The sequence below is a fragment of the Lentzea alba genome (assembly GCF_011067745.1).
Classification (GTDB): domain Bacteria; phylum Actinomycetota; class Actinomycetes; order Mycobacteriales; family Pseudonocardiaceae; genus Lentzea; species Lentzea alba.
Map to the genome: position 1 here is coordinate 207633 of NZ_JAAMPJ010000016.1, position 19396 is coordinate 227028.

Sequence of the window (19396 nt, forward strand, 5' to 3'; positions counted from 1 at the left end):
GCGTGGGAGGACAACGGTGATCCGGCGGCCCCGGCTCGAGGGGCTGCTCTGCACGACGAGGCTCACGACTCTCGTCGCACCCGCCGGCTACGGCAAAACGACGCTGCTGACGCAAGCCGACACCGACCGTCCGGTCGTGTGGCACACCTGCCAGGAAGGCCATCGGCTGTTGCAGCCGATGGCCATTGCCTTGTCCGCCGGGTGGACCAGCGTGCCGTCGGTGTCCGGTGAGGACGAAGCCGGCCGGGCGCAGGCCATCGCCGGGCTGCTGGCGGACGCGTGGCCGGACGACGTGTTGCTCGTGCTGGACGACATGCACGTGCTCAGACGGGGAGATTCGGCCGCGCAGCTGGTGGAGGCGTTGTGCCTGCAACTGCCGCAGAGCGCCCGAGTGGTTCTCTCCGGACGGACGTTGCCACCTTTCTCGTTGCGGCGGCTGAAGGTCGACGGCGAGCTGACCGAGGTCAACGCGGCCCAGCTCGCGTTCACCGCTGAGGAGACCACCGTGGTCGCTGGTCACGACGTGCACGAGGTGACCGGCGGGTGGCCGATCGCGGTGCGTCTGGTGGCGGAGACGGGCACGGTGGAGGAACTCGGCGATCTGGTCGACGAAGTCGTTGGCAGGGAACCGGAGCAGACCCGTTCGTTGCTGAGGACCGCCGCCGCGTTCGATCGGTTCACGTCCGATCTGCTGACGTCGCTGGGGCATGCCGAGGCCTCGGCGATCCTGACCGACCTGGCGAGGCGCGGGCTCTTCGTCGAACAGGTCCGGGCAGAACCGGGGTGGTTCACGCTGGTGCCGTTGGCGCGGGAGTTCCTGGAGCCCGCGGTGGACGTGCACGCGGCGGCGGCGCACTGGTTCACGTCGAAGGGCGAGTACGTCCGCGCGGTGGATTCCCTTGCCGCGCTGGAGGATTGGTCCGGCGTCACGGCGTTGCTCGACGACGTGCTGCGGACGGGTGGCGCGGACGCGGTGCTCGCCGCGACCAGCCTGGTTCCCGAGGACCAACGCACGGCCGAGGTGTGGCAGCTCGAAGGTGTCGCGCACCAGTTGCGCGGTGAGTGGCGGCAGGCGGCGGACCGCTTCACTCAGGCCACCGAGGACGGGCTCACGGCCGAACTGGCGTGGCGCATGGCGTGGATCCAGCATCTGCGCGGTGGACCCCAGGACGCGCTGAAGATCTGCGACGACTACGTTCCGGACGGCTCGGATCCGACGGCGGAGTCGATGCTGCTGAGCACGGCCGCCAGCGCGCATTGGGCGTTGGGCGACATCGAAGCCGCGTCTGACAAGGCGACCGGGGCGTTGAAGACGGCGACGAACGACGCCGCGATCGGCACCGCGCACACCGTGCTCGCGATGGTCGCTGCGGCACAAGGAAAACGCGACGAGCTGACCGAGCACTACGACATCGCGCTGGACCACGCGCAGAAGGCCGGGGACGTCCTCGGCGTCATCCGCATCCGCTCGAACAGGGCCTCGCATCACGTGGAGGCGGGTGAGCACCGGGCGGCGTTGCAGGAGATCGAGGAGATGCTGCCGCTCGCGGACGTCACCGGGTTCGCGACGTACCGGGCGATCGGGCTGCACAACCGCGGTGAGGCGTTGCTCGGGCTCGGCCGGTTGGACGAGGCGGCCGCTGATTTCCTGGCGGCGCAGAAGGTGTTCGACCAGGCCGGGAGCTGGCTCGCCGCGGCACCGCTGGTCTACCTGGGCGAGGTGCACCGCAAACGGGGCGACCGGGCGTTGGCGGGATTCGCGCTGCACGAGGCGTTGCGGCTCGCGTCGGCCAAGAACACCGTGCCGCACATGGTGCTGGCGCACGTCGGGCTGGCCGAGCTGTTCTCCGACGACGACCCCGACCTGGCACGTGAGCACGCACGCGAAGCGTTGGAACACGGCGAAAACGTGGCAGCGCTGCTCGTGCTGGGATGGCTCGACCACGACAAGGACCTGTGCCAGGAGGCCGCGGAGATCGCGCCCCGGCGCGGTGACCGGGCCGGGTTCGCGCGGTCGTTGCGGCTGCGGGGAGTGCTGGAACGCGACTCGGTGCTGCTCGACCAGGCGCTGACGTTGTGGCGCGAGATCGGCAACCCGCTCGGTGAGATCCGGGTGCGGACGGCGCAGGCGATGCTGATCGGTGGTGCGGCCGGAGAACAACTCGCCGGTGAGGCACGGCAGCAGGCCGCGGATCTCGGCGCGCGAGTGCTCGCCGAGGAGGCCGCAGCGGTGGCCGAAACCTGCCGGAAGGCGAGCCGACCCGAGTTGTTCATCCAAACCCTGGGCGGGTTCCGGGTGCTGCGCGACGGCGAACCGCTGCCGCCCGCCGCGTGGCAGTCGCGCAAGGCCAGGGACCTGGTGAAGATCCTCATCGCCCGGCGCGGCAGGCCGATCACCCGTGAGGGCCTGGGAAACCTGCTGTGGCCAGACGAGGAACCGGAGAAGGTCGCGAACCGGCTCGCGGTGGCGTTGTCCACGGCACGCAGTGTGTTGCGGGCCGGCACCGGAATCGTGGCCGAGGGGGACGCGATCCGGCTCGACCCGGACGTGCTGCCCGTCGACGTGGTCGCGTTCCTCGCCGACGCACGAGCGGGACTCGCTGCGGCACAACGCAATTCGTCCGAGGCGCAGTCACTGCTGGCGGCCGCCGAGTCCGCGTACCACGGCGACTTCCTGGAGGAGGACCCGTACGAGGACTGGGCGGGCAGGCTGCGCGAGGAAGCCCGGTTGATCTACCTGCAGGTGGTGGCGGTGCTCGCCGCACGGGCCGAGTCCGGTGGGGAGTACGCGCTGGCCAGCAGGTATTGCCTGCGCGTACTGGAACGCGACCCGTACGACGAGCCGGCGCACCTGATGCTGGTGCGCGTCCTCGCCGCCGCAGGGAGCCACGGCGAGGCACGGCGGTGCTACCAGACCTACGTCACGCGGATGCGCGAGATCGAAGTGGATCCGCGCCCGTTCCCAGGAATTTTCACTGCGAGCACACGACGTAGGGCGTGATCGACCAGCGGATTGCCTGCCCCTGCGCGCTCGCCGCCTCACCGGTGACGGACGCGCCGGTGCTGTCCGGGACGACGTCGTCGATGACCGCGCCACCGACCGCACCGCCGGCGCTGACGGGCTGCTCGGTTCCCTGACACGCAACGGACTTCGTCGCGGTCTTGGTCATCACGACCGACGACGTGCCGCCGCGCAGAACCAGTCCCGGCCGGGTGCCGCAGATCGCGTGCGCCGTGACGGTGGCCGAATCAGGTGCCTCGACCAGGGCGCCCTTGAGATTGCTCTTGGGCGCCGACCTGGTCAGGTGCACGCCGTCGGTCTCGCCCGCGACGCCGAGCGACTTCTCGCCGTCCGGGCAGGTCGCCTCCGCGTTCTTCGTGCCGCTCTTGGACACCAGGGTGAAGTCGCCGGGCGCGCAGTTCGCCCGCACCTTCACCGTCCACGACTGCACGGTCCCCGCCCCGTGTTCGACCGCCGTGACCTCCACGCTGGTGAGGTCCGCGCTCGGCCGCACCCGCGTGATCGTGGTCCGTTCCCCGGTCACCGAACCGCCGGTGCCGACGACCTTCGTCCCGCTCGGGCAGCTGACCGACACGGTCTTGGCAGCCGACGAGGCCGCGCTGGTGTTCTGCACCTGCACGACCTCGTCGGTGGCCGCGTTCGCCACGGCCGGGCTCGTCAAGCTCAGCACGAACAGGGCCGTGCTCATCACCTTCGCGTTCATGCCCGAAGGATGTCGAGCTCGCTTAAAGCGGTCTTAAGGTCGCCCGGTCAGGGGCAGCTGACCAGCGTGTCGCCGTCCGCGGCGTCGAGGCAGGTGTCCACGCCGAGGCCGCCGTTGAGGGTGTCGTTGCCGGCCGCACCCCAGATGAGGTCGTTGCCGTTGAGAGCCGAGATGCTGTTGGCCAGACCGTTGCCGACCAGGTGGTCGACGAAGTTGGTGCCGGTCAGGTTCTCGACGTCACCCGCGACGTAGTCCTTGAGCGCCAACGTGTCGTAGCCGTCGTCGGTGCCCGAGCCGATGGTCACCGAGACACCCGAGTTCGGGTGCAGCGAGCTGCCGATGCTGTAGTCGACGCGGTCGACGCCGGCACCGCCGTACACCGACACACCGCCGCGCTTCGGCCGCAGCTGGTCGACGCCGTCGCCGCCGCTGATCGTGCCCCTGGCACGGGTCTCGATCACGTCGTTGCCCGCTTCGCCGTACACGTGGGCCGGCATCGCGTCCGCGTTGGTGTTGTCGTACGCGATGTTGATGCGGTCGTTGAGGTCGTTCGCCCGGACCTGGATCGACGTGATCAGCTTCGTGGCACCGGACTCGTAGGTGCAGTTCGCGTTCGCTCCGCCCAGCGAACAACCGGCGCCGACGGCGATCAGGTCACCGGAGTCGGTGACGGTGAGCCGGTGGAGCACCGGGTCCAGGCCGATGGTGATGTTGTTCGTCTTGCCGGCCTCCGCCTCGACGATCAGCACCTTGTTCTGCACGTACACCGTGGTGTGCGGCTGGGCGTGCGCAACGGCGGGCATGGCGATCGCGGCGAGGGTGGCGGCACCCAGACCGATGAGCATCCTCATGCTGTTTTCTCCCCTTGGTGGTTGTTGCTGTGTACGGGGAACAGCCTGCTCAGCGGTCTTTCCGCCACCTTCGGGTTGTTTTAGGGCTGTCTTTCTGCTCGTAGCAGAACGGCCCTTTGCGGTGGTCGCGGTGCTGTCACCATGACGACATGGCGGAGATTCTGGACTTCAAGCGCGCTCCTGAACCGTTGTGGCGTGAGGCCCTGGGCCGGAAGCTGCGCGAGGCCAGAGAGGAGCGGGGCGACCGCCTGGTCGACGTCGCCGACCGGGCCGGCATCTCGGTGCAGTACCTGTCCGAGATCGAACGCGGCCGCAAGGAGCCGTCGAGCGAGATGATCGCCGCGGTCACCGGGGCGCTGGGCATCGACCTGGCCGACCTGCTGATCAGCATCGCCGGCCAGGTTCGCCTCGTTCAACGCGCACAACAGTTCCACACTTCACGTCCGATGGGTCGTCCCTCGGGCCCGGTCGCCATGGCTTTCGCCCTGGTGGCTTAGGCCCGCTGGTCGAGCACCTGGTCCGCGAGTCCGTACTCGACGGCACCGGGTGCGTCGAACACGCGGTCGCGGTCGGTGTCGTGGCGCAGTTGGGCCACGTCCCGGCCGGTGTGCCGAGCCAGGATCTCCTCCAGCTGCGTGCGCACCCGGACCACCTCGTCCGCCGCGAGGATGAGGTCCGGGATCGTGCCGCGCCCCTGCGCCGCCGGCTGGTGCAACACGACCCTGGAGTGCGGCAGGACGGACCGGCGCCCTTCCGCACCGGCGGCGAGCAGCACCGCTCCGGCCGCGACGGCCTGGCCCACGCACGTCGTCGCCACCGGTGCCTTGATGTAGCGCATGGTGTCGTACAACGCGAGCATCGCCGACGGGTCGCCGCCCTCGCAGTTGATGTAGAGGTTGATCTCCAGGTCCGGGTTGTCCGCCTCCAGGTGGAACAACTGGGCGATCAACGCGTTGGCCACCCCGGAGTCGATCCCGGTGCCGAGGTAGACGATCCGCTCGGACAGCAGGTGCGAGTAGACGTCCATGACCCGCTCGCCGCGAGCGTCCCGCGTGATGACGTTGGGAATCGTGTAAGTGCTCATGCGACAGCCCCCGAGTGCAGTCCCAGCTTGTGCGTGCGGACAGGTACGACCTGAGCCAGATCGCTGACGACGTGGTCGATGAACCCGTATTCGAGCGCCTGCGCCGTGGTGAACCACCGGTCGTGCAGCGAGTCGGTGAAGATCCGGTCGAACGGCTGCCCGGTGTCCTCGGCGATCAGCCCGAGCACGGTGTCCCTGGTGTAGCGCAGGTCGTCCGCCTGCACCTCCACCTCGACGGCCGAGCCGCCGATGCCCGAACTCCCCTGGTGCATCAGGATTCGCGCGTGCGGCAACGCGAACCGCTTGCCGTGAGTCCCCGCGGACAACAGGAACTGCCCGGCGCTGCACGCCAGTCCCAGTGCCAGCGTCGCCACGTCGCACGGCACCAGCCGCATGACGTCCCGGATCGCCAGCATCGAGGGCACCGAACCGCCCGGCGAGTTGATCCACAGCGCGATGTCCTGCCGCGGGTCCTCGCTCGCCAGCGACAGCAGTTGGGTCGCCAGCACCGTGCCGTTGTCGTCGTCGAGCGCGCCGTCGAGAATCAGCACCCGCTGACCGAAGAACCGTTCCCGCAGCCCGGGGCTGAACAGCTTCTCGTTGTTCGTCATGGTGCTGACGATGCCCACTCGACGAGGTCGCCCGCCGCTTTCTCTGCTGTCGGCAGATCAGCCCACAGCAGGCACGTGCTCGTTCGCCGGGCGGCCGGGGATGTCGACGTCGACGGCGAACAACGCGCCGTCGTGCGGCGTCGAGCGGTGCAGGCCGTAGTTGGCCGTGGTGATGAACAGCCGGGTCATGTCCGGCCCGCCGAGGCAGACGCTCGTGGGCTGGCTGGCGGGCAGGCGAATTTCCCGGTCCAGCGTGCCGTCCGGGTGGTAGCGGCGGACGAAGGACGAGCCCCAGAACGCGATCCAGACGTTGCCCGCCACGTCGGTGGTCATGCCGTCCGGGGTGTGTTGCGGGGTGTGCAGAAGACGTGGCGGCCGCTCAGTTCGCCGTCGCGGTCGACGTCGAAGCGGTGGACCAGGCCGCGGGCGCTGTCGGCGAGGTACATGAGCCTGCCGTCGCCGGTGAACGCCGGGCCGTTCGGAATCGTCAGTCCTTTGAGGACGGGAGACGGCGTCCCGAGCCGGTGCACGGCGCCGGTGCCGGGTTCGGTGCCGTAGGCCATCGGCAGCGGCACAACCCTGGCGACCTGCACAGTTCGTCCCTGACATGATCAAATCAGTAGTTAATTACTAATTTATCTTGCCATGGTCGACCACAGGGGCCAACAGTCAGCTCGTCGAGCAGGCCGTTCCGTTGAGCGTGAACGACGCGGGGGCGGTGTTCTTGCCGCGCATGGATCCGAGGAACCCGATCGACACCTCACGCCCCGGCGCGATCGTCGCCGTGTAGTGCACGCTGGCCGCGCTGACGGTCGCACCGCGCTGCGACGAGGTCGCGTTCCACATCTGGTTCACGGTCTGACCGTCGGCGAAGGACCACGCCAGCGTCCACCCGTTGATCGCCGCGCTGCCGGTGTTCCTGATCGTGACGCCGCCCTGGAACCCGCCGGGCCACTGCCCGCTGATCCGGTACATGACAGCGCACGGCGGCGCGGCGGGCGGAGGCGGTGGCGGTGGTGGCGGAGTGGTCGTGGTAACCACCGGAGGCGCGGCAGTGGTCGTCACGACCGGTTCCGGCTGCTGGACCCGCTTCGGCGCAGTGGTGGTGGTCGTCGGCGTGACATCCATGCCGTTGCACGGAAGTCCCCACAGGCCACGGTCTTCGCGCGCCGCGGCGGCTTCCGCCTCGGCCAGCGCACCGGCCGCGCCCTGAGCGCGCAGCACTCCCTCCCGCACGGCGAGGAGCGCGTAGTCGGTGCCGTCCTCGAGCCACAGGTTGATCTCACCAGGGATGAACGAGGTCATCCGAACCGGCTTGGCCACCAAGGTCTTCGTCGCGAAGGCGATCGCGGCCGCGGCCCAGCACTCCGCGGCCGGGGCGAGCAACGAGATCTGGACGCGCTCACCGGTGTCCAGCACGACCGTGCGGCCGTCGATCACCTCGCGCACGAACCTGGGCACGTTCTCCTGCGCATCGGTCACCAACGTCGGCGGCCGCGTCCACACCCGAGTGTCCACAGGGGGCGCTGGACTCTCCGTCGTGCACGCGCACGTCAGGAGAACCATGAGAACTGACAAGAACTTCCGGACCACCAAGAGCTCCCGACGCGGTCGTTGAAACTTTGACGACCGTATCGTTTTGCGAGCTTCGCTCACTCCGCCGTTCGGACTTGATCAACTACGCGAGCCAGCCGCACCTCGTGCGATGTGGACCATCATGTCGACGAAATCGAGGGTGACGCGATAGGGCTTGAAGAAGCTGTGCGCGAGGTCCCCGAGCACGTCAAACCCGTGGCCGTCGTGCAGGTTCCGCACACTCGCGACGGAGTAGGCGCCCTTGGCGGTGGCGGTGCCGAGGCGGATCTCGTTCGGGTAACAGGGATGCACGACGATCGCCTGACCGCCGGCCGAAGTCTCCTCAGGACGGTCGTGGTCGGTGCGGATGCGCAACTGTTTCGCCGTCCCCTCCCACATGCCCGCGACGTTGCTGCCGATGCCACCGAGGTGCAGTCCGATCACCTTCGGCCCGGAGCCGGCGAAGCTGCCCTTGCTGAACGTCAGCTGCTCGCGGGCAAGCCACAGCGGCAACGGCTCGGACCCCGCGTCGACACGGGCCTGCCGGGCCGTTTCGGGGGTTCTGCGGCGCAGGATCAGCGACCGGCCGGCGTAGTCGATCGTGCTCAGGAAGTGGTAGAGCACCCACGTGCCGATCATCCCGTCCGGGCCGGGACCGTCGTCCACCTCCGGCCAGCGCACCGGGACGTTGCACAGTTCGATGTCACCCAGCCGGAAGGAGCTCAGGATCCCGGCGTAGGCCCGCCGGATCTTGCCGAGGTACTCGTACTCCTCCTCGGCCACCGCGTGCAGCCCGGCTTCCCGCGCCGCAGCCGCCGAGATGTTCATCGGCCCGATGCGGGTGTAGAAGGCGAAGCTCTTCGGCGACCCGCCGTTGAGCGACACCGGCATCAACGCCATCGGATCCAGCGCCGACCACGGCGCGCGCCCGATGTCGCCGTTGATCCGGTACGGCTCGGGTCCGATCGCCTCGGACACCTTGGCGTAGCTCTCCTCGTCGGCAGCACGCCAATGCGGCGCGGCCGCGGCGAACTTGTCCTGCCGCGTGTAGCAGTCGGCCAGGAACCGGTGGATCGCCTTGTCGCCGGGTGCCAGGTCCACGGCGATCTTGAGGTACTTCTCGGCGTCGGCGAACCTGTTGGCCAGCAACCCCACATAGCCGCGCTGACTCGCGGCGTGCACGTTCCGGGGGTCGTTCCTCAGGATTTCCTCGTACGCACGGCCGGCCTGCTCGAACTTCCCGGCCTTGAACAACGCGTCCGCGTCGCCCGGTGACGCCGAGGCCGTGCCCCCCAGCAGTGGCGCGGCCGCGGCCATCACACCAGCGGCGCGAAGGATCGAACGCCGATCCCACATTCCTTCACCAGTCAAAGTCTTGCCCCCAATTCCTCAGACCTGTGGTCGAGTCAAGGGGACGGCACGTTGCCGGCGCGTATCCGGATTTCGATACGTCAGCGATACACGCCCTGCAGCACCGTCAGTTCGTCGACGTTGCCGTTGAACGACTCGCCCGTGCTGCCACGACCGACCGACAGCACACCGTCGGAGTTCCAGCCCACCACACCGCTGACAACGCTCTTCAGCACGTCAGGGCTGTCCTGGTAACCGACCGTCAGCGTGAGCGTGCGCGCGCTCGCGTCGTAGCTGGCCACGAGGTGAGTCCACTTGTTCACGACCGCGTCTGTCTTTGCAGCCGCGTTCGGCATCTCGGCGCTCCACCGCGAGCCGTCGTACTTCAGCGTGAACGGGTCCACTCCGGACGACCCGCGCTGGGCCACCACCGTGCGGGCGGTGCCGGTGTCGTTGAGCTTGGCCCACATGTCCACCGCGAACGACTGATCGGTGTACAGCACAGGTTCACTCGTGCTCGCGGAACTGGTGCCGCCGGTGAGTTCCAGACCCGCGGCACCCGCGACACCCGCACCCCACTTGGCGCCACCGGCAATGTTCAGCCTCAGGTCACGCGAGTAAAGCGAGCTGTCGCGCGCGAGCGAGCCGGTTTCTTCGTTGAACATCCAGCGGCCAACCTCGCTGACCTCGGCGGCGTCGGTCATCTTCCGGACTTCCTGCGGCATGATCGCGCGGTTCCACGCGATCATCTCGGTGAGATCTCCGTGCCACGCCTCGGTTGCCGCGGAGTTGCGCAGCGCCTTGCCGATCCACAGTTCACCGTTGGCAACGAACCCGTTGTTCACCACCGCGATCGTGCTCTGCAAGACGCCGTCCACGTACAGCTTCACCTCGCGGCTCGCGCTGTCGTACGCACCGATCAGATGCGTCCAGACACCCGCAGCGGCGGGTGCGTTCGACTCTGCCGCCTTCTGTTCGGCGTTCGCGGCGTCTTCCTCAGCCAACGCGAACTCCCACTTGTGCGAGGCGGCGTCGTAGCCGAGCCGGAACGCTGACTCCACCGAACCCTGCTGGCTCACCACCGTCCGGCTGGCCGTGTCGTCGGCAAGACGAACCCAGGCGGACACCGAGATCCCAGGACCGGCCTCGAACACCTTCGCCGTCGTCGCGCCGTTGGACGTCACACCGTCGAACCCGATCGCACCCCACCCCGCGACCGTCCGGCCGGCGCGAGCCGTGTCCAGACCGGTCAGCACCAGGTCGTGACCATTGCCAGTGCCGTCGAACGCGGGGTCGTCATCGAGGAACCATCGCGCCGCGGGAGGCGTCGGACCCGCCACGTAGAACTCGAACATGCTGCGGGTCCACGCTCCCTGAGCGTCGACCGCCTCGATGTAGAGGTTCTTCGAGCCGTGCGTGTCCGGGGTCCACTGCACTGGAGTGCCGGCAGCGACCGTCGTCGACGGCGGGTCGGTGAAGCCCCAGCGGTACTTCACGACGTCGGGTGAGCTCGAGAACACGAACGTGTCCTCGACACCGATCCCGCCGCACCCCTCCGGGGCACAGCCCGACGTCTTGTACACCGAGGAGGAGAACGTGGGCGCGTCCGGCGCGGCCATCGCCGCCGGCGCCTGGACCACCTGCAAAAGCGACAACGCCGCCACCACCGGCAGCACTGCGCGCACGACAAATACACGTCTCAAGACGAAGCCCCCAAGCGATCCGCGCGCGCCCCCGACAACCCGCGAAACGTCAATCCGCCCGAAGCCTCGCACGCGCACTCCCGCCTGTACAACAGCGCGCACGAGCAGTGTGGACCGCAGAAAAAATTCCGCCCTTCGCGGAAACCTCCCGGCACGTCAGGCCGCGAAAGACGACCCGCCCAACCGCAGGAACAGTTGCACACCAAGGAGGGAACCATCCTTCCGGCTCTCAATTGAGACGCAACTCGTTGCTACCGTCGCGCCTCTACCCCGCTACGCGACTTCGTTGGGAATTCGGAGAATTCATCGTGCGAGACCCTGTGCCCAACTCACCTGCTCCAGATCGTTCCGGCGGCTCTTCCAGAACGCGGCTGCCCGCCTGGCGGACGATCACCGCGCTCGGCGTCAGCGGTCTTGTGGTCGCCGGGCTGACCGCGTCGACCGCCAGCGCGCAGGACAGCACTCTGCGCAGCGACCAGGCCGTCGCGCGCTCGTGCTTCGAGAAGCCGCTGACAAAGCGCGACCGGGGCGTCGCCCTGCACCAGGTCACCTCCACAGTGGACGGTCTCGTCCAGGCGCGGCTCCGCCCGCACGGCAGCGGGTCCGGCGACTGGGACGTCGCCGTGTTCGACCGGGACACCGGCGCGGTCGTGGCGGCCTCCGCCGCGCTGCGCAGCGCCGAGCTCGCCGAGAGCTTCGTGAAGAAGGGCCAGCAGCTCGTCGTCCAGGCCTGCCGCCTGTCCGGTTCCTCCCGCACCGTCACCCTCGGCGTGGACTTCCTCGCCGTCGCGCCGCGCGACTCCGCGCAGCAGGCCGAGATCGTGCGCGTGGAAACGCCCACCAGGAAGCAGAAGGACCACCTGTTCGCGCTCGGCCTCGACGTCACCGAGAAGGCCGACGCCACCGGCGTCGAGGTCGTGCTGGCCGGCGCGGAGGACCGCAAGAAGCTGAGCGACAGCGGCATGCGGTCCACCGTCGTGCAGCCGAACCTCTCGGCGAAGTCCATCGAGAACGCGAAAGCGGACGTCGAGTACGACGCCCGCACCGAGAAGTCCGTTCTGCCGTCGGGACGAACCTCCTACCGGCACCTGTACGAGTACGAGTACGAGCTCAAGGAGCTGGCCCGCCGCAACCCCGGTCTGGTCAGGGCCTTCACCCTGCCGGAACCGACCAGGGAAGGCCGCGACGTCGTCGGCGTGGAGATCGCCACCCCGGTCACCAAGGTGGGTGACGGCAAGCCCGTCAACTTCACCATGGGCGTGCACCACGCGCGGGAATGGCCGGCCGGTGAGCACGCCGTGGAGTGGGCGTACGAACTGGTGAAGGGCTTCCGAGCGGGCGGAGAGCTCAAGTCGCTGGTGCAGAAGACGCGCAACATCGTGGTGCCGATCGTGAACCCGGACGGGTTCAGCGTCTCCCGCGAGGCCGAGCCCAAGGGCGACTTCAGCCAGTTCGACTACGAGATGAAGCGCAAGAACTGCAACGTGTCCGACTCGCCGGAGGAACTGCGGACCGGTGCCTGCGGGGCGAACCCCGCGGGCCGGCTGCGCGGCACCGACCCCAACCGCAACTACGCGGGTCTCTGGGGTGGCCCCGGCGCGTCCTTCCAGTGGAGCAGCGACACCTACCGCGGCTCCGGGCCGTTCTCCGAGCCGGAGACCCGCAACGTCCGCTCGATCGTCTCCACCCACGCGGTGACCAACCTGATCACCCTGCACACCTACTCGAACCTGGTGCTGCGCGTGCCCGGCGTCGCCGACGTCCGGCCTCCGCTCGACGAGCCGGCCTACCGCGCACTGGGCGACAAGCTGGCTTCCCGCAACGGCTACAAGAGCCAGCCGGTGTGGCAGCTGTACGACGCGACCGGCGGCCTGGAGGACTGGTCGTACTACGCGACGGGCGGCTGGGCGTTCACGTTCGAGGTCGGCCCCGACGAGTTCCACCCGCAGTTCAGCAAGGTCGTCGCCGAGTACGCGGGCCTCGCTCCGGCCGCGGGTGAGGGCAAGGGCGGCAACCGGCAGGCGTTCGTCGACATGCTCGCGAACACCGCGGACCAGACCGCGCACTCCACTCTCGTCGGTTCGGCCCCCAAGGGCTACAAGCTCCAGGTGCGCAAGGCTTTCAGCACGCCGACCTCGCGGATCATGCAGCCGGGCGGCACCACGTCCGACCCGATCCAGTGGGCCGACGTGATCAAGTCCGACCTGGTCAGCACCGGCGGCAAGTTCAACTGGGCGGTCAACCCCTCGACCCGTCCGTACGTCGCCGGCAACTACGGCCGCGACCCGCAGGGCCCGGCCCAGCAGAAGCTGGTGCTGGCCAACCCGGACGGCGTTCCGGCGACCAACACGGACTTCCCGAACAACCCGGTCGCCGAGCGCATCCCGTTCCGAGTCGAGGGCATGCCCACCGCGGACAACGGCAAGATGGAGATCAGCGTCAACTGGGCCAAGGCCGACACCGACTGGGACCTCTACGTCTTCGACTCGGCGGGCAACCTGGTCACGTCGTCGGCCACCGGCGGCACCAACTCCGAGAAGGCCAGGGTGTTCGACCCGCCCGCCGGTGACTACACCGCCGTGCTGGTCAACTACTCCCAGGCCGATCCGGCGAAGACGGACGACTGGTCCAACCTGGCCGTCGAGTTCTCCTCACCGCTGCCCATGACCTACGGCCCCAAGGAGCCGTACACCCTCACGTGCAGCGACTCGCGCGGCCGGCTGGTCGGCCTCGCGGAGATCTACGTGGACCGCGGCCAGACCACCGACGTGGGCGACGTCTGCACCCGCTCGGCCAGCACCGCCAAGGAACGCAGGTAACAGCAGTCAAGTCCTGCGGCGGCCGGTGCAACTCGGCACCGGCCGCCGCAGGAACAACGTCAAGCGTTCACTCAGCTCGTGCGCACGCTGACACCCAATGCCTCGTCGTAGAGGTCCGCGACGCTGAAGACGTTGCGGACCGAGCCGTCGACGGTGCAGCCACCCTTGTGCGAGCCGAAGGCCGTGAAGTTGAACGACCAGCCGCCACCGCTGTCGCCACCGATCGTGGTGTTCTTCGCGTTCATCGCCACCAGGCGGTCGTTGAACACACCGCTGTTGGTGCAGGAGATCGACGTCCGGAACACGGTGTCGCCGCAGTCACGCGAGTTGGACGAGCGCCCGTAGACGCAGACCGCCTCGCCGACGGTGATCGAGGCACGCGGCTCCACCGCCGCGACGTCCCGCACCTCCGTCGCGCTGGCGTAGAAGTCGTCGGGCTCGGCCACCGCGGAGGTCTTCCACTCGACGTCGCCCCACTCGCCGCGGTGCTCGGCCTGGTGGACCACCGCGTGGGTGCCGACGGCGGGATCGACGATCTGGTTGATGCCGTCACAATGCCCCGCCGTGGTCACGCCGGTGGTGCCGGAGCCGTTCTGCACGGCCCAGCCACTGGTGCACTCGAAGACACCGTCGTCCTGAACCGACATTCCGCCGAAAGCCTGTTCGTCGGACGCGACGTCGTCGTCGATCAGCGCCAGCCGGACACCTCGCGCCTCGTCCGCGGAGAGGCGGGAGAGGACCTGCTGGGCCTGGGCGGGCAGGTTAGGTCTCCTGGTCGCCACGGCCTCGACCGTCGAGGTCGTCTCGTCGAAGGACGTGACCACGTCCTGGAAGCCGATGCCGACCAGCCGGTGGTTGAGCCGGATCGACCGTTCCTCGAGCTCCAGCCACGAATGCGGCCGGTTGTCGGCGATCTCGACCGCGACGCCCGAGGCGCGGACCCGCGCCAGCAGATCGTCGTCGGCCTTGCCCTTGACGTAGAGCGTCGGCGCGCCTCCCGGCGTCTCGGACAGCTTCGCACCGGCGTAGGCGTCCTGGCGTTTGACCGAAATCTCCTGCTGCACCTTGCCGAACGCCTCGGCCACCGCGTGCTGCGCGGCGGCCTGTTCGACCGTCCAGCCTCTGCTCTTGGCGACCAGCGCCAGATCGGTGGCCAACGCCTCCGGTCCCGTCGAACCTTCGACGACCGCCGGTCCGCTGCCCGTACCCAGCGGACCGGCGGTGGCCGGTGCGGTGAACGCGGCGCCGACGAGCGCGCACGATGCGAGTGCTATTGGAATCCTCGAAAACTTCACGGCGACTCCCCTGATGACGAATGAGGAACAGACGTCCTCGGCCAGGAACCCTGACAGGCCACATCGCCACCAGGTACCGCCTTATGTACGCACCAAAGCGATTCGAAATCTTTCCGATGCGAGATAAATCAACGGATCGTGACACCAACCGGAGAGTATTCACTTGATAATACGAGTATCAGCTCGGCTCCACCCGCCTCGCGTCGTGGACGACGAACACGTCGCGAGCACAGCTCGCGTCCGGCTCCGCAACCCAGCGAACACGGCGCTCGACCGGCTCGTCACCGACGAGGTCCTCGCCGCTGACGGTCACCGCGTCACCGGCTTTGATCGTCAGCCGATCGCCGTCGGCCCTGATGAACGTGATCGCACCGGAATCCCACTCGACCTGCGCCGATCGCCACGCGAGCAGCCTGCGCGCACCGGTCTCGGCCACCTCCAGCTCCACACACCGTTCGGTGACGTGCACCCGCCCGGTGCCGCCCAAGCTCGTCGACTCGCCCTGCGCCGGATCTTCGAGCACGGCGAGCGGACCGAGCGTCCGAGGCTGCTGCGCCGAGTCAGTTCCGGCCGCACACGAACCGACCAGCAGGGCGAAACCAGCACACAGGCACCAAATTATTCGAGCGCTCACGGCAATTCCTTCCTCCGGCCCAACCGCCACACCAAAAGGACGGAAACCGACCCCAATCGGGTTGCCGCTGTCGACCACACCTGGAATACCCAGCAGTCCGACAGCCCCACTGAAGTTCGTGTCAATCGTTCCCGTTGCCGAACCAAAACGATCACAACAACCCGACCGCCTCAGCGCACAGCCCAGGCGGGCTCCGGGTCGAGCGAAGCGACGACCCGAAGCGGGGGTCGAGCGAAGCGACGACCCGAAGCGGGGGTCCGGGGGCGCAGCGCCCCGGCTGGGGGTCTGGGGGCTCGGCCCCCAGAAAACACCACGGGCGAGGCATGGTTCGCGCTTTCCGCGAACACACCTCGCCCGAAGTCCGTGCCCCCGGTGCGACTCGAACGCACACTGGACGGATTTTGAGTCCGCTGCCTCTGCCGATTGGGCTACGGGGGCGTAGCGGAGTGAACTCTAGCGGATCAGGCCAACAGGTTTCCGCAGGGGACCCCTACGACTTGACGAGCCGTCCGATGGCCGCTGACGCCTCCGCGAGCTTCTCCTCCGCCACCGGCCCGCCCTCGGCGGCGGCCTGCGCCACACAATGCTTCAGGTGCTCGTCGAGCAACCCGAGCGACACCGCCTGCAGCGCCTTCGTGGCCGCGGAGATCTGAGTGAGGACGTCGATGCAGTATTCGTCGTTCTCGACCATGCGCTGGAGACCGCGGATCTGTCCCTCGATGCGGCGCAGTCGCTTGAGGTATGCGTCCTTGTCCGCGGTGTACCCGTGCATCTGCCCCTGACCTTCCCTACCCCTGGCGGGTATGTCGAGGATACCCGCACCGGTTGGGGGTGCGTTATGTGCAACGCTGCTCCGTCAGCGGGAATGGCGAAGCGGCCAGCAAGCCCAGCAACGGGTCGATGTGAGACGACTAGCTGCACATTTTGGACCCATAACACCCCTGCGGTTTCACCGGGTAAATGACCCGACCGGGCGGTTGGGTCACATTTTAGCGGCGAAAGGTTCGCCGTTTTTCCTCATCTGGACTATGGTGTTGTCGAAGCACGTGGTTACGTCGAGGATCCGCGTGCTATGTGAGTACCCAACGGAGGAACAGTGGCACAGCAGACCGTCGTCCAACTCATCGACGACCTCGACGGCGGAGAAGCCGACGAGACCGTGACCTTCGCACTTGACGGTGTCGAGTACGCCATCGACCTGTCGAAGGGAAATGCGGAGCGGCTTCGCGAGTCGCTGGCAGACTTCGTCGGCAAGGCCCGTCGTGCGGGTGGCCGCAAGCAGCGCAAGGGCACCGGCAAGTCGACGGTGAAGGCCACCGACAAGGCCGAGGCGCAGCGCATTCGTGACTGGGCCCGCGCACAGGGGCACCAGATCTCGGACCGTGGTCGCATTCCGCAGAACCTGGTCGTGCAGTTCCAGGAAGCGCACGCCTCCTGACCTGCGCACATGCGAGGTTTCCACACGTCGGCCGGGTCGCCGGCCGACGTGTTAACCCGAGGTTTGCGATCCATCAGGATCAAACACAGTCCGGTTCGTTCACACCATCCCCGGAACGTGGGATCAACGACCGGGAAAGTCCGCTCCGAACAGGCGTGACACCGCTGTTGCCTTGACCGCTGTCTCCTCGAATTCCTCGTCAGGGTCGGACAGCGAGATCACAGCTCCGCCAACACCGAAACTGACCTGGTCGCCGTTCGCGACGAGGGTTCGGATGACGATGCTGAAGTCGGCGGCTCCGTTGAGCGAGAAGTAACCGAGCGCTCCCGAGTACACCCCACGTGGACCGGCTTCCAACCCATCAAGGATCTGCATGGTCCGGATCTTCGGTGCACCGGTCATGGATCCACCGGGAAACGCGGCTCGAACACATCGGACGGCAGAACTGTCCGGCCGAAGCCTGGCCCTCACGGTGCTCACCAATTGGTGCACGGTCGCATAGGTCTCGACGTCGAACAACCGCGTCACCTCGACCGAACCCACTTCCGCGCACGTGCCGAGATCGTTGCGGACGAGGTCCACGATCATCAGGTTCTCCGCCCGGTCCTTGACCGAACGGACCAACGCAGTGCGCAACATCTCGTCGGCCGGCTCATCAACACCGCGAGGGCGGGTGCCCTTGATCGGCGATGACTCCACGACGCCATCTCGGTCGATCCGGATAAATCGTTCGGGTGACGTGCTGAGCACGGACAGTTCACCGAAACGCAGCAACGCCCCGAACGGAACGGGATTTGCGGCACGAAGCAGCCGATAAGTGTCCCACGGGTCGAACGAGGCGGGTCCCGGCGTCGTGCACGACATCATGTTCGTCAGGCACACCTCGTACGTCTCCCCCGCCGTGATCGCTTCCTGGCAGGCACCGATCAGCTTCAGGTAGTGCGCACGCGGATGCCGCAGCGTCACATCGGACACGACCGGCCGCAAAGGCTCACCCAAATGCCTCAAGTCCGCCAGGACGGCAGAAACGTCGCCGAACCAGGAGTCGTCGGTCAACGACAGCAAATAGACGCAATCATCAACGTGATCGATGACCACGGCACGGTCCGCGAAGACGAACGACGCGTCAGGCTGTTCCGCGCGGTGTGCGAAGTCGCCGCCGCACTCCGCCTTCAACTCGTAGCCGAGATACCCGACCCACCCCAGTGCGAAGTCGAACGGCACATCGGGCTGCTCCACGCCCCACTGCGCGAGGTCGTCGTCCAGCCACGAGAAGAAGGACGGACAGGACAACCGTTCGCCGTCGAGCACGAGTTCCTGGTCCGGCACCGAGTACTGCGCGACGCGCGCGAGGGGCCCCGAGGCGTCCCCCATGAAGGAGAACCGCCCACCGGACCCGCTGTCCAGCCAGAACGCGGCCTCAGACGCCCCGTGGAGCGCCGCGAACGCCGCCTCGGCGTCGACGGGCAGGTCCAGGCGCCGGACGTGCACAGCGCGCCGCTGAGGCTCTCGACGAACCAGCACCGGTTCCGGCACCGCGACCGTCCGCGTGGGGGTCAGCGCGCCGAAGTTCGCGAGCATCTCGCGCCCGAAGTCCGTGCAGATGGACTCGGGGTGGAACTGCACACCCCACGCGGGTCGGTCGAGAGCGCGCACACCCATCAGCACGCCGTCGTCGCTCCACGCGACGGGTTCCAAAGAAGAAGGCAGGTCCGTGACCGCCAACGAGTGGTAGCGCACGACGTCCAACGGCGACGGCAACCCGGCGAACACGTCCACGCCCGTGTGCGTGACGGGGGAAACGATCCCATGGCGCGGCACGGGCGCAGGGCCGACCACAGCGCCGTAGGAAAGACACAGTCCCTGGTGTCCGAGACACACGCCCAGCAACGGAATCTCGGCGTGCTCGATCACCGCGCGGCAGATGCCGAAGTCGGCGGGATTGCCCGGCCGGCCGGGTCCGGGCGAGATCACCACGTTGTCGAACGAACGCAGTGAGGCCAGCCGAAATCGCGGGTCGTCGTTGTGGACGACCACGGGCTCGGCACCGTTCACCTCAGCGAGGTGCTGGAAGAGGTTGAACGTGAACGAGTCGTAGTTGTCGATGAGCAGAGTGCGCATTGCAGGACGGCACTCTACCTGCCAAAACACCCTAAAAGAGCAACGAGAGAGGGCGGCCACAAATGAACCGCTCCCCGGAAGTTGGACTGGTATCCAGTTCCGACTCTCCGGGGAGCGGTTCGTTGCATCCACGAAGTTCGTTGTGTGAGCGGCAGCGGGAGGCTGCTGTCGCGTTGTTCGAGGCTGGGTA

At 67.8% G+C, this 19396-nt stretch carries 15 protein-coding genes, 1 tRNA gene and 1 pseudogene; 4 read left to right on the forward strand and 13 right to left on the reverse strand.

From position 1 onward, the window contains the following. Positions 1 to 16: 16 nt before the first annotated feature. Positions 17 to 3001 (forward strand): BTAD domain-containing putative transcriptional regulator, encoded by a 2985-nt coding sequence (locus tag G7043_RS50215; protein WP_166054429.1) that lies wholly within the window; start codon positions 17 to 19, stop codon positions 2999 to 3001. On the opposite strand, the gene G7043_RS42410 is transcribed toward G7043_RS50215, so the two are convergent. After that, positions 2973 to 3725: a hypothetical protein gene (locus G7043_RS42410; protein ID WP_166054431.1), complete on the reverse strand. Its 753-nt coding sequence runs from the start codon at positions 3723 to 3725 to the stop codon at positions 2973 to 2975. The genes G7043_RS50215 and G7043_RS42410 overlap by 29 nt on opposite strands. Positions 3726 to 3772: 47 nt before the next feature. Next, positions 3773 to 4576: a calcium-binding protein gene (locus G7043_RS42415; protein WP_166054433.1), complete on the reverse strand. Its 804-nt coding sequence runs from the start codon at positions 4574 to 4576 to the stop codon at positions 3773 to 3775. Positions 4577 to 4725: 149 nt separating this feature from the next. Here G7043_RS42415 and G7043_RS42420 point away from each other — a divergent pair, with 149 nt between their 5' ends. Then, on the forward strand, positions 4726 to 5073 hold the full coding sequence (locus G7043_RS42420) for a helix-turn-helix domain-containing protein (protein ID WP_166054435.1): 348 nt from the start codon (positions 4726 to 4728) through the stop codon (positions 5071 to 5073). Here the strand turns inward: G7043_RS42420 and G7043_RS42425 are convergent. The 6 genes and pseudogenes from G7043_RS42425 to G7043_RS42450 all read right to left on the reverse strand — a co-directional run bounded on the left by G7043_RS42425 (position 5070) and on the right by G7043_RS42450 (position 10881). After that, positions 5070 to 5660 (reverse strand): ClpP family protease, encoded by a 591-nt coding sequence (locus G7043_RS42425; RefSeq protein WP_166054437.1) that lies wholly within the window; start codon positions 5658 to 5660, stop codon positions 5070 to 5072. The genes G7043_RS42420 and G7043_RS42425 overlap by 4 nt on opposite strands. Then, positions 5657 to 6271, reverse strand: a complete 615-nt coding sequence (locus G7043_RS42430) for a ClpP family protease (RefSeq protein WP_166054439.1) — start codon at positions 6269 to 6271, stop codon at positions 5657 to 5659. The genes G7043_RS42425 and G7043_RS42430 overlap by 4 nt, the downstream gene beginning before the upstream one ends. Positions 6272 to 6328: 57 nt before the next feature. After that, positions 6329 to 6834, reverse strand: a pseudogene (locus G7043_RS50480) (SMP-30/gluconolactonase/LRE family protein). 106 nt (positions 6835 to 6940) lie between these two features. Further along, a complete protein-coding gene (locus tag G7043_RS50220; protein WP_207312454.1) occupies positions 6941 to 7777 on the reverse strand; it encodes a cellulose-binding domain-containing protein in 837 nt (278 codons plus the stop codon). 168 nt (positions 7778 to 7945) lie between these two features. Beyond that, positions 7946 to 9202, reverse strand: coding sequence for a tetratricopeptide repeat protein (locus G7043_RS42445; RefSeq protein ID WP_166054443.1), 1257 nt, complete (start codon positions 9200 to 9202; stop codon positions 7946 to 7948). Between the two features lie 95 nt (positions 9203 to 9297). Then, a complete protein-coding gene (locus G7043_RS42450; RefSeq protein WP_166054445.1) occupies positions 9298 to 10881 on the reverse strand; it encodes a LamG domain-containing protein in 1584 nt (527 codons plus the stop codon). A gap of 407 nt (positions 10882 to 11288) precedes the next feature. Between G7043_RS42450 and G7043_RS42455 the strand changes: the two genes are divergently transcribed. Next, positions 11289 to 13718, forward strand: coding sequence for a zinc carboxypeptidase (locus G7043_RS42455; RefSeq protein ID WP_166054490.1), 2430 nt, complete (start codon positions 11289 to 11291; stop codon positions 13716 to 13718). Positions 13719 to 13789: 71 nt separating this feature from the next. On the opposite strand, the gene G7043_RS42460 is transcribed toward G7043_RS42455, so the two are convergent. The 4 genes from G7043_RS42460 to G7043_RS42475 form a co-directional block, all read right to left on the reverse strand. Next, positions 13790 to 15013: a hypothetical protein gene (locus G7043_RS42460; protein WP_166054447.1), complete on the reverse strand. Its 1224-nt coding sequence runs from the start codon at positions 15011 to 15013 to the stop codon at positions 13790 to 13792. Between the two features lie 178 nt (positions 15014 to 15191). Then, positions 15192 to 15647 (reverse strand): hypothetical protein, encoded by a 456-nt coding sequence (locus G7043_RS42465; RefSeq protein ID WP_166054449.1) that lies wholly within the window; start codon positions 15645 to 15647, stop codon positions 15192 to 15194. A gap of 364 nt (positions 15648 to 16011) precedes the next feature. Further along, positions 16012 to 16085 (reverse strand) — tRNA-Leu (locus G7043_RS42470). A gap of 52 nt (positions 16086 to 16137) precedes the next feature. Continuing rightward, entirely contained in the window at positions 16138 to 16419 is a 282-nt protein-coding gene (locus tag G7043_RS42475) for a metal-sensitive transcriptional regulator (RefSeq protein WP_030466675.1), read from the reverse strand. Between the two features lie 324 nt (positions 16420 to 16743). Between G7043_RS42475 and G7043_RS42480 the strand changes: the two genes are divergently transcribed. Continuing rightward, positions 16744 to 17085 carry a histone-like nucleoid-structuring protein Lsr2 gene (locus G7043_RS42480; RefSeq protein ID WP_030476951.1) on the forward strand — a complete coding sequence of 114 codons (342 nt, stop codon included), beginning with the start codon at positions 16744 to 16746 and terminating at the stop codon, positions 17083 to 17085. A gap of 123 nt (positions 17086 to 17208) precedes the next feature. Here the strand turns inward: G7043_RS42480 and pabB are convergent, their stop codons facing one another. Further along, on the reverse strand, positions 17209 to 19206 hold the full coding sequence (gene pabB / locus G7043_RS42485; protein ID WP_166054451.1) for an aminodeoxychorismate synthase component I: 1998 nt from the start codon (positions 19204 to 19206) through the stop codon (positions 17209 to 17211). Positions 19207 to 19396 lie beyond the last annotated feature (190 nt).

Bases quoted from the DNA above. Each gene is read 5' to 3' on its own strand.
- G7043_RS42410 (WP_166054431.1), bottom strand. From the start codon at position 3,725: ATGAACGCGAAGGTGATGAGCACGGCCCTGTTCGTGCTGAGCTTGACG.
- pabB (WP_166054451.1), bottom strand. From the start codon at position 19,206: ATGCGCACTCTGCTCATCGACAACTACGACTCGTTCACGTTCAACCTC.
- G7043_RS42415 (WP_166054433.1), bottom strand. From the start codon at position 4,576: ATGAGGATGCTCATCGGTCTGGGTGCCGCCACCCTCGCCGCGATCGCC.
- G7043_RS42475 (WP_030466675.1), bottom strand. From the start codon at position 16,419: ATGCACGGGTACACCGCGGACAAGGACGCATACCTCAAGCGACTGCGC.
- G7043_RS42445 (WP_166054443.1), bottom strand. From the start codon at position 9,202: ATGTGGGATCGGCGTTCGATCCTTCGCGCCGCTGGTGTGATGGCCGCG.
- G7043_RS42430 (WP_166054439.1), bottom strand. From the start codon at position 6,271: ATGACGAACAACGAGAAGCTGTTCAGCCCCGGGCTGCGGGAACGGTTC.
- G7043_RS42425 (WP_166054437.1), bottom strand. From the start codon at position 5,660: ATGAGCACTTACACGATTCCCAACGTCATCACGCGGGACGCTCGCGGC.
- G7043_RS42420 (WP_166054435.1), top strand. From the start codon at position 4,726: ATGGCGGAGATTCTGGACTTCAAGCGCGCTCCTGAACCGTTGTGGCGT.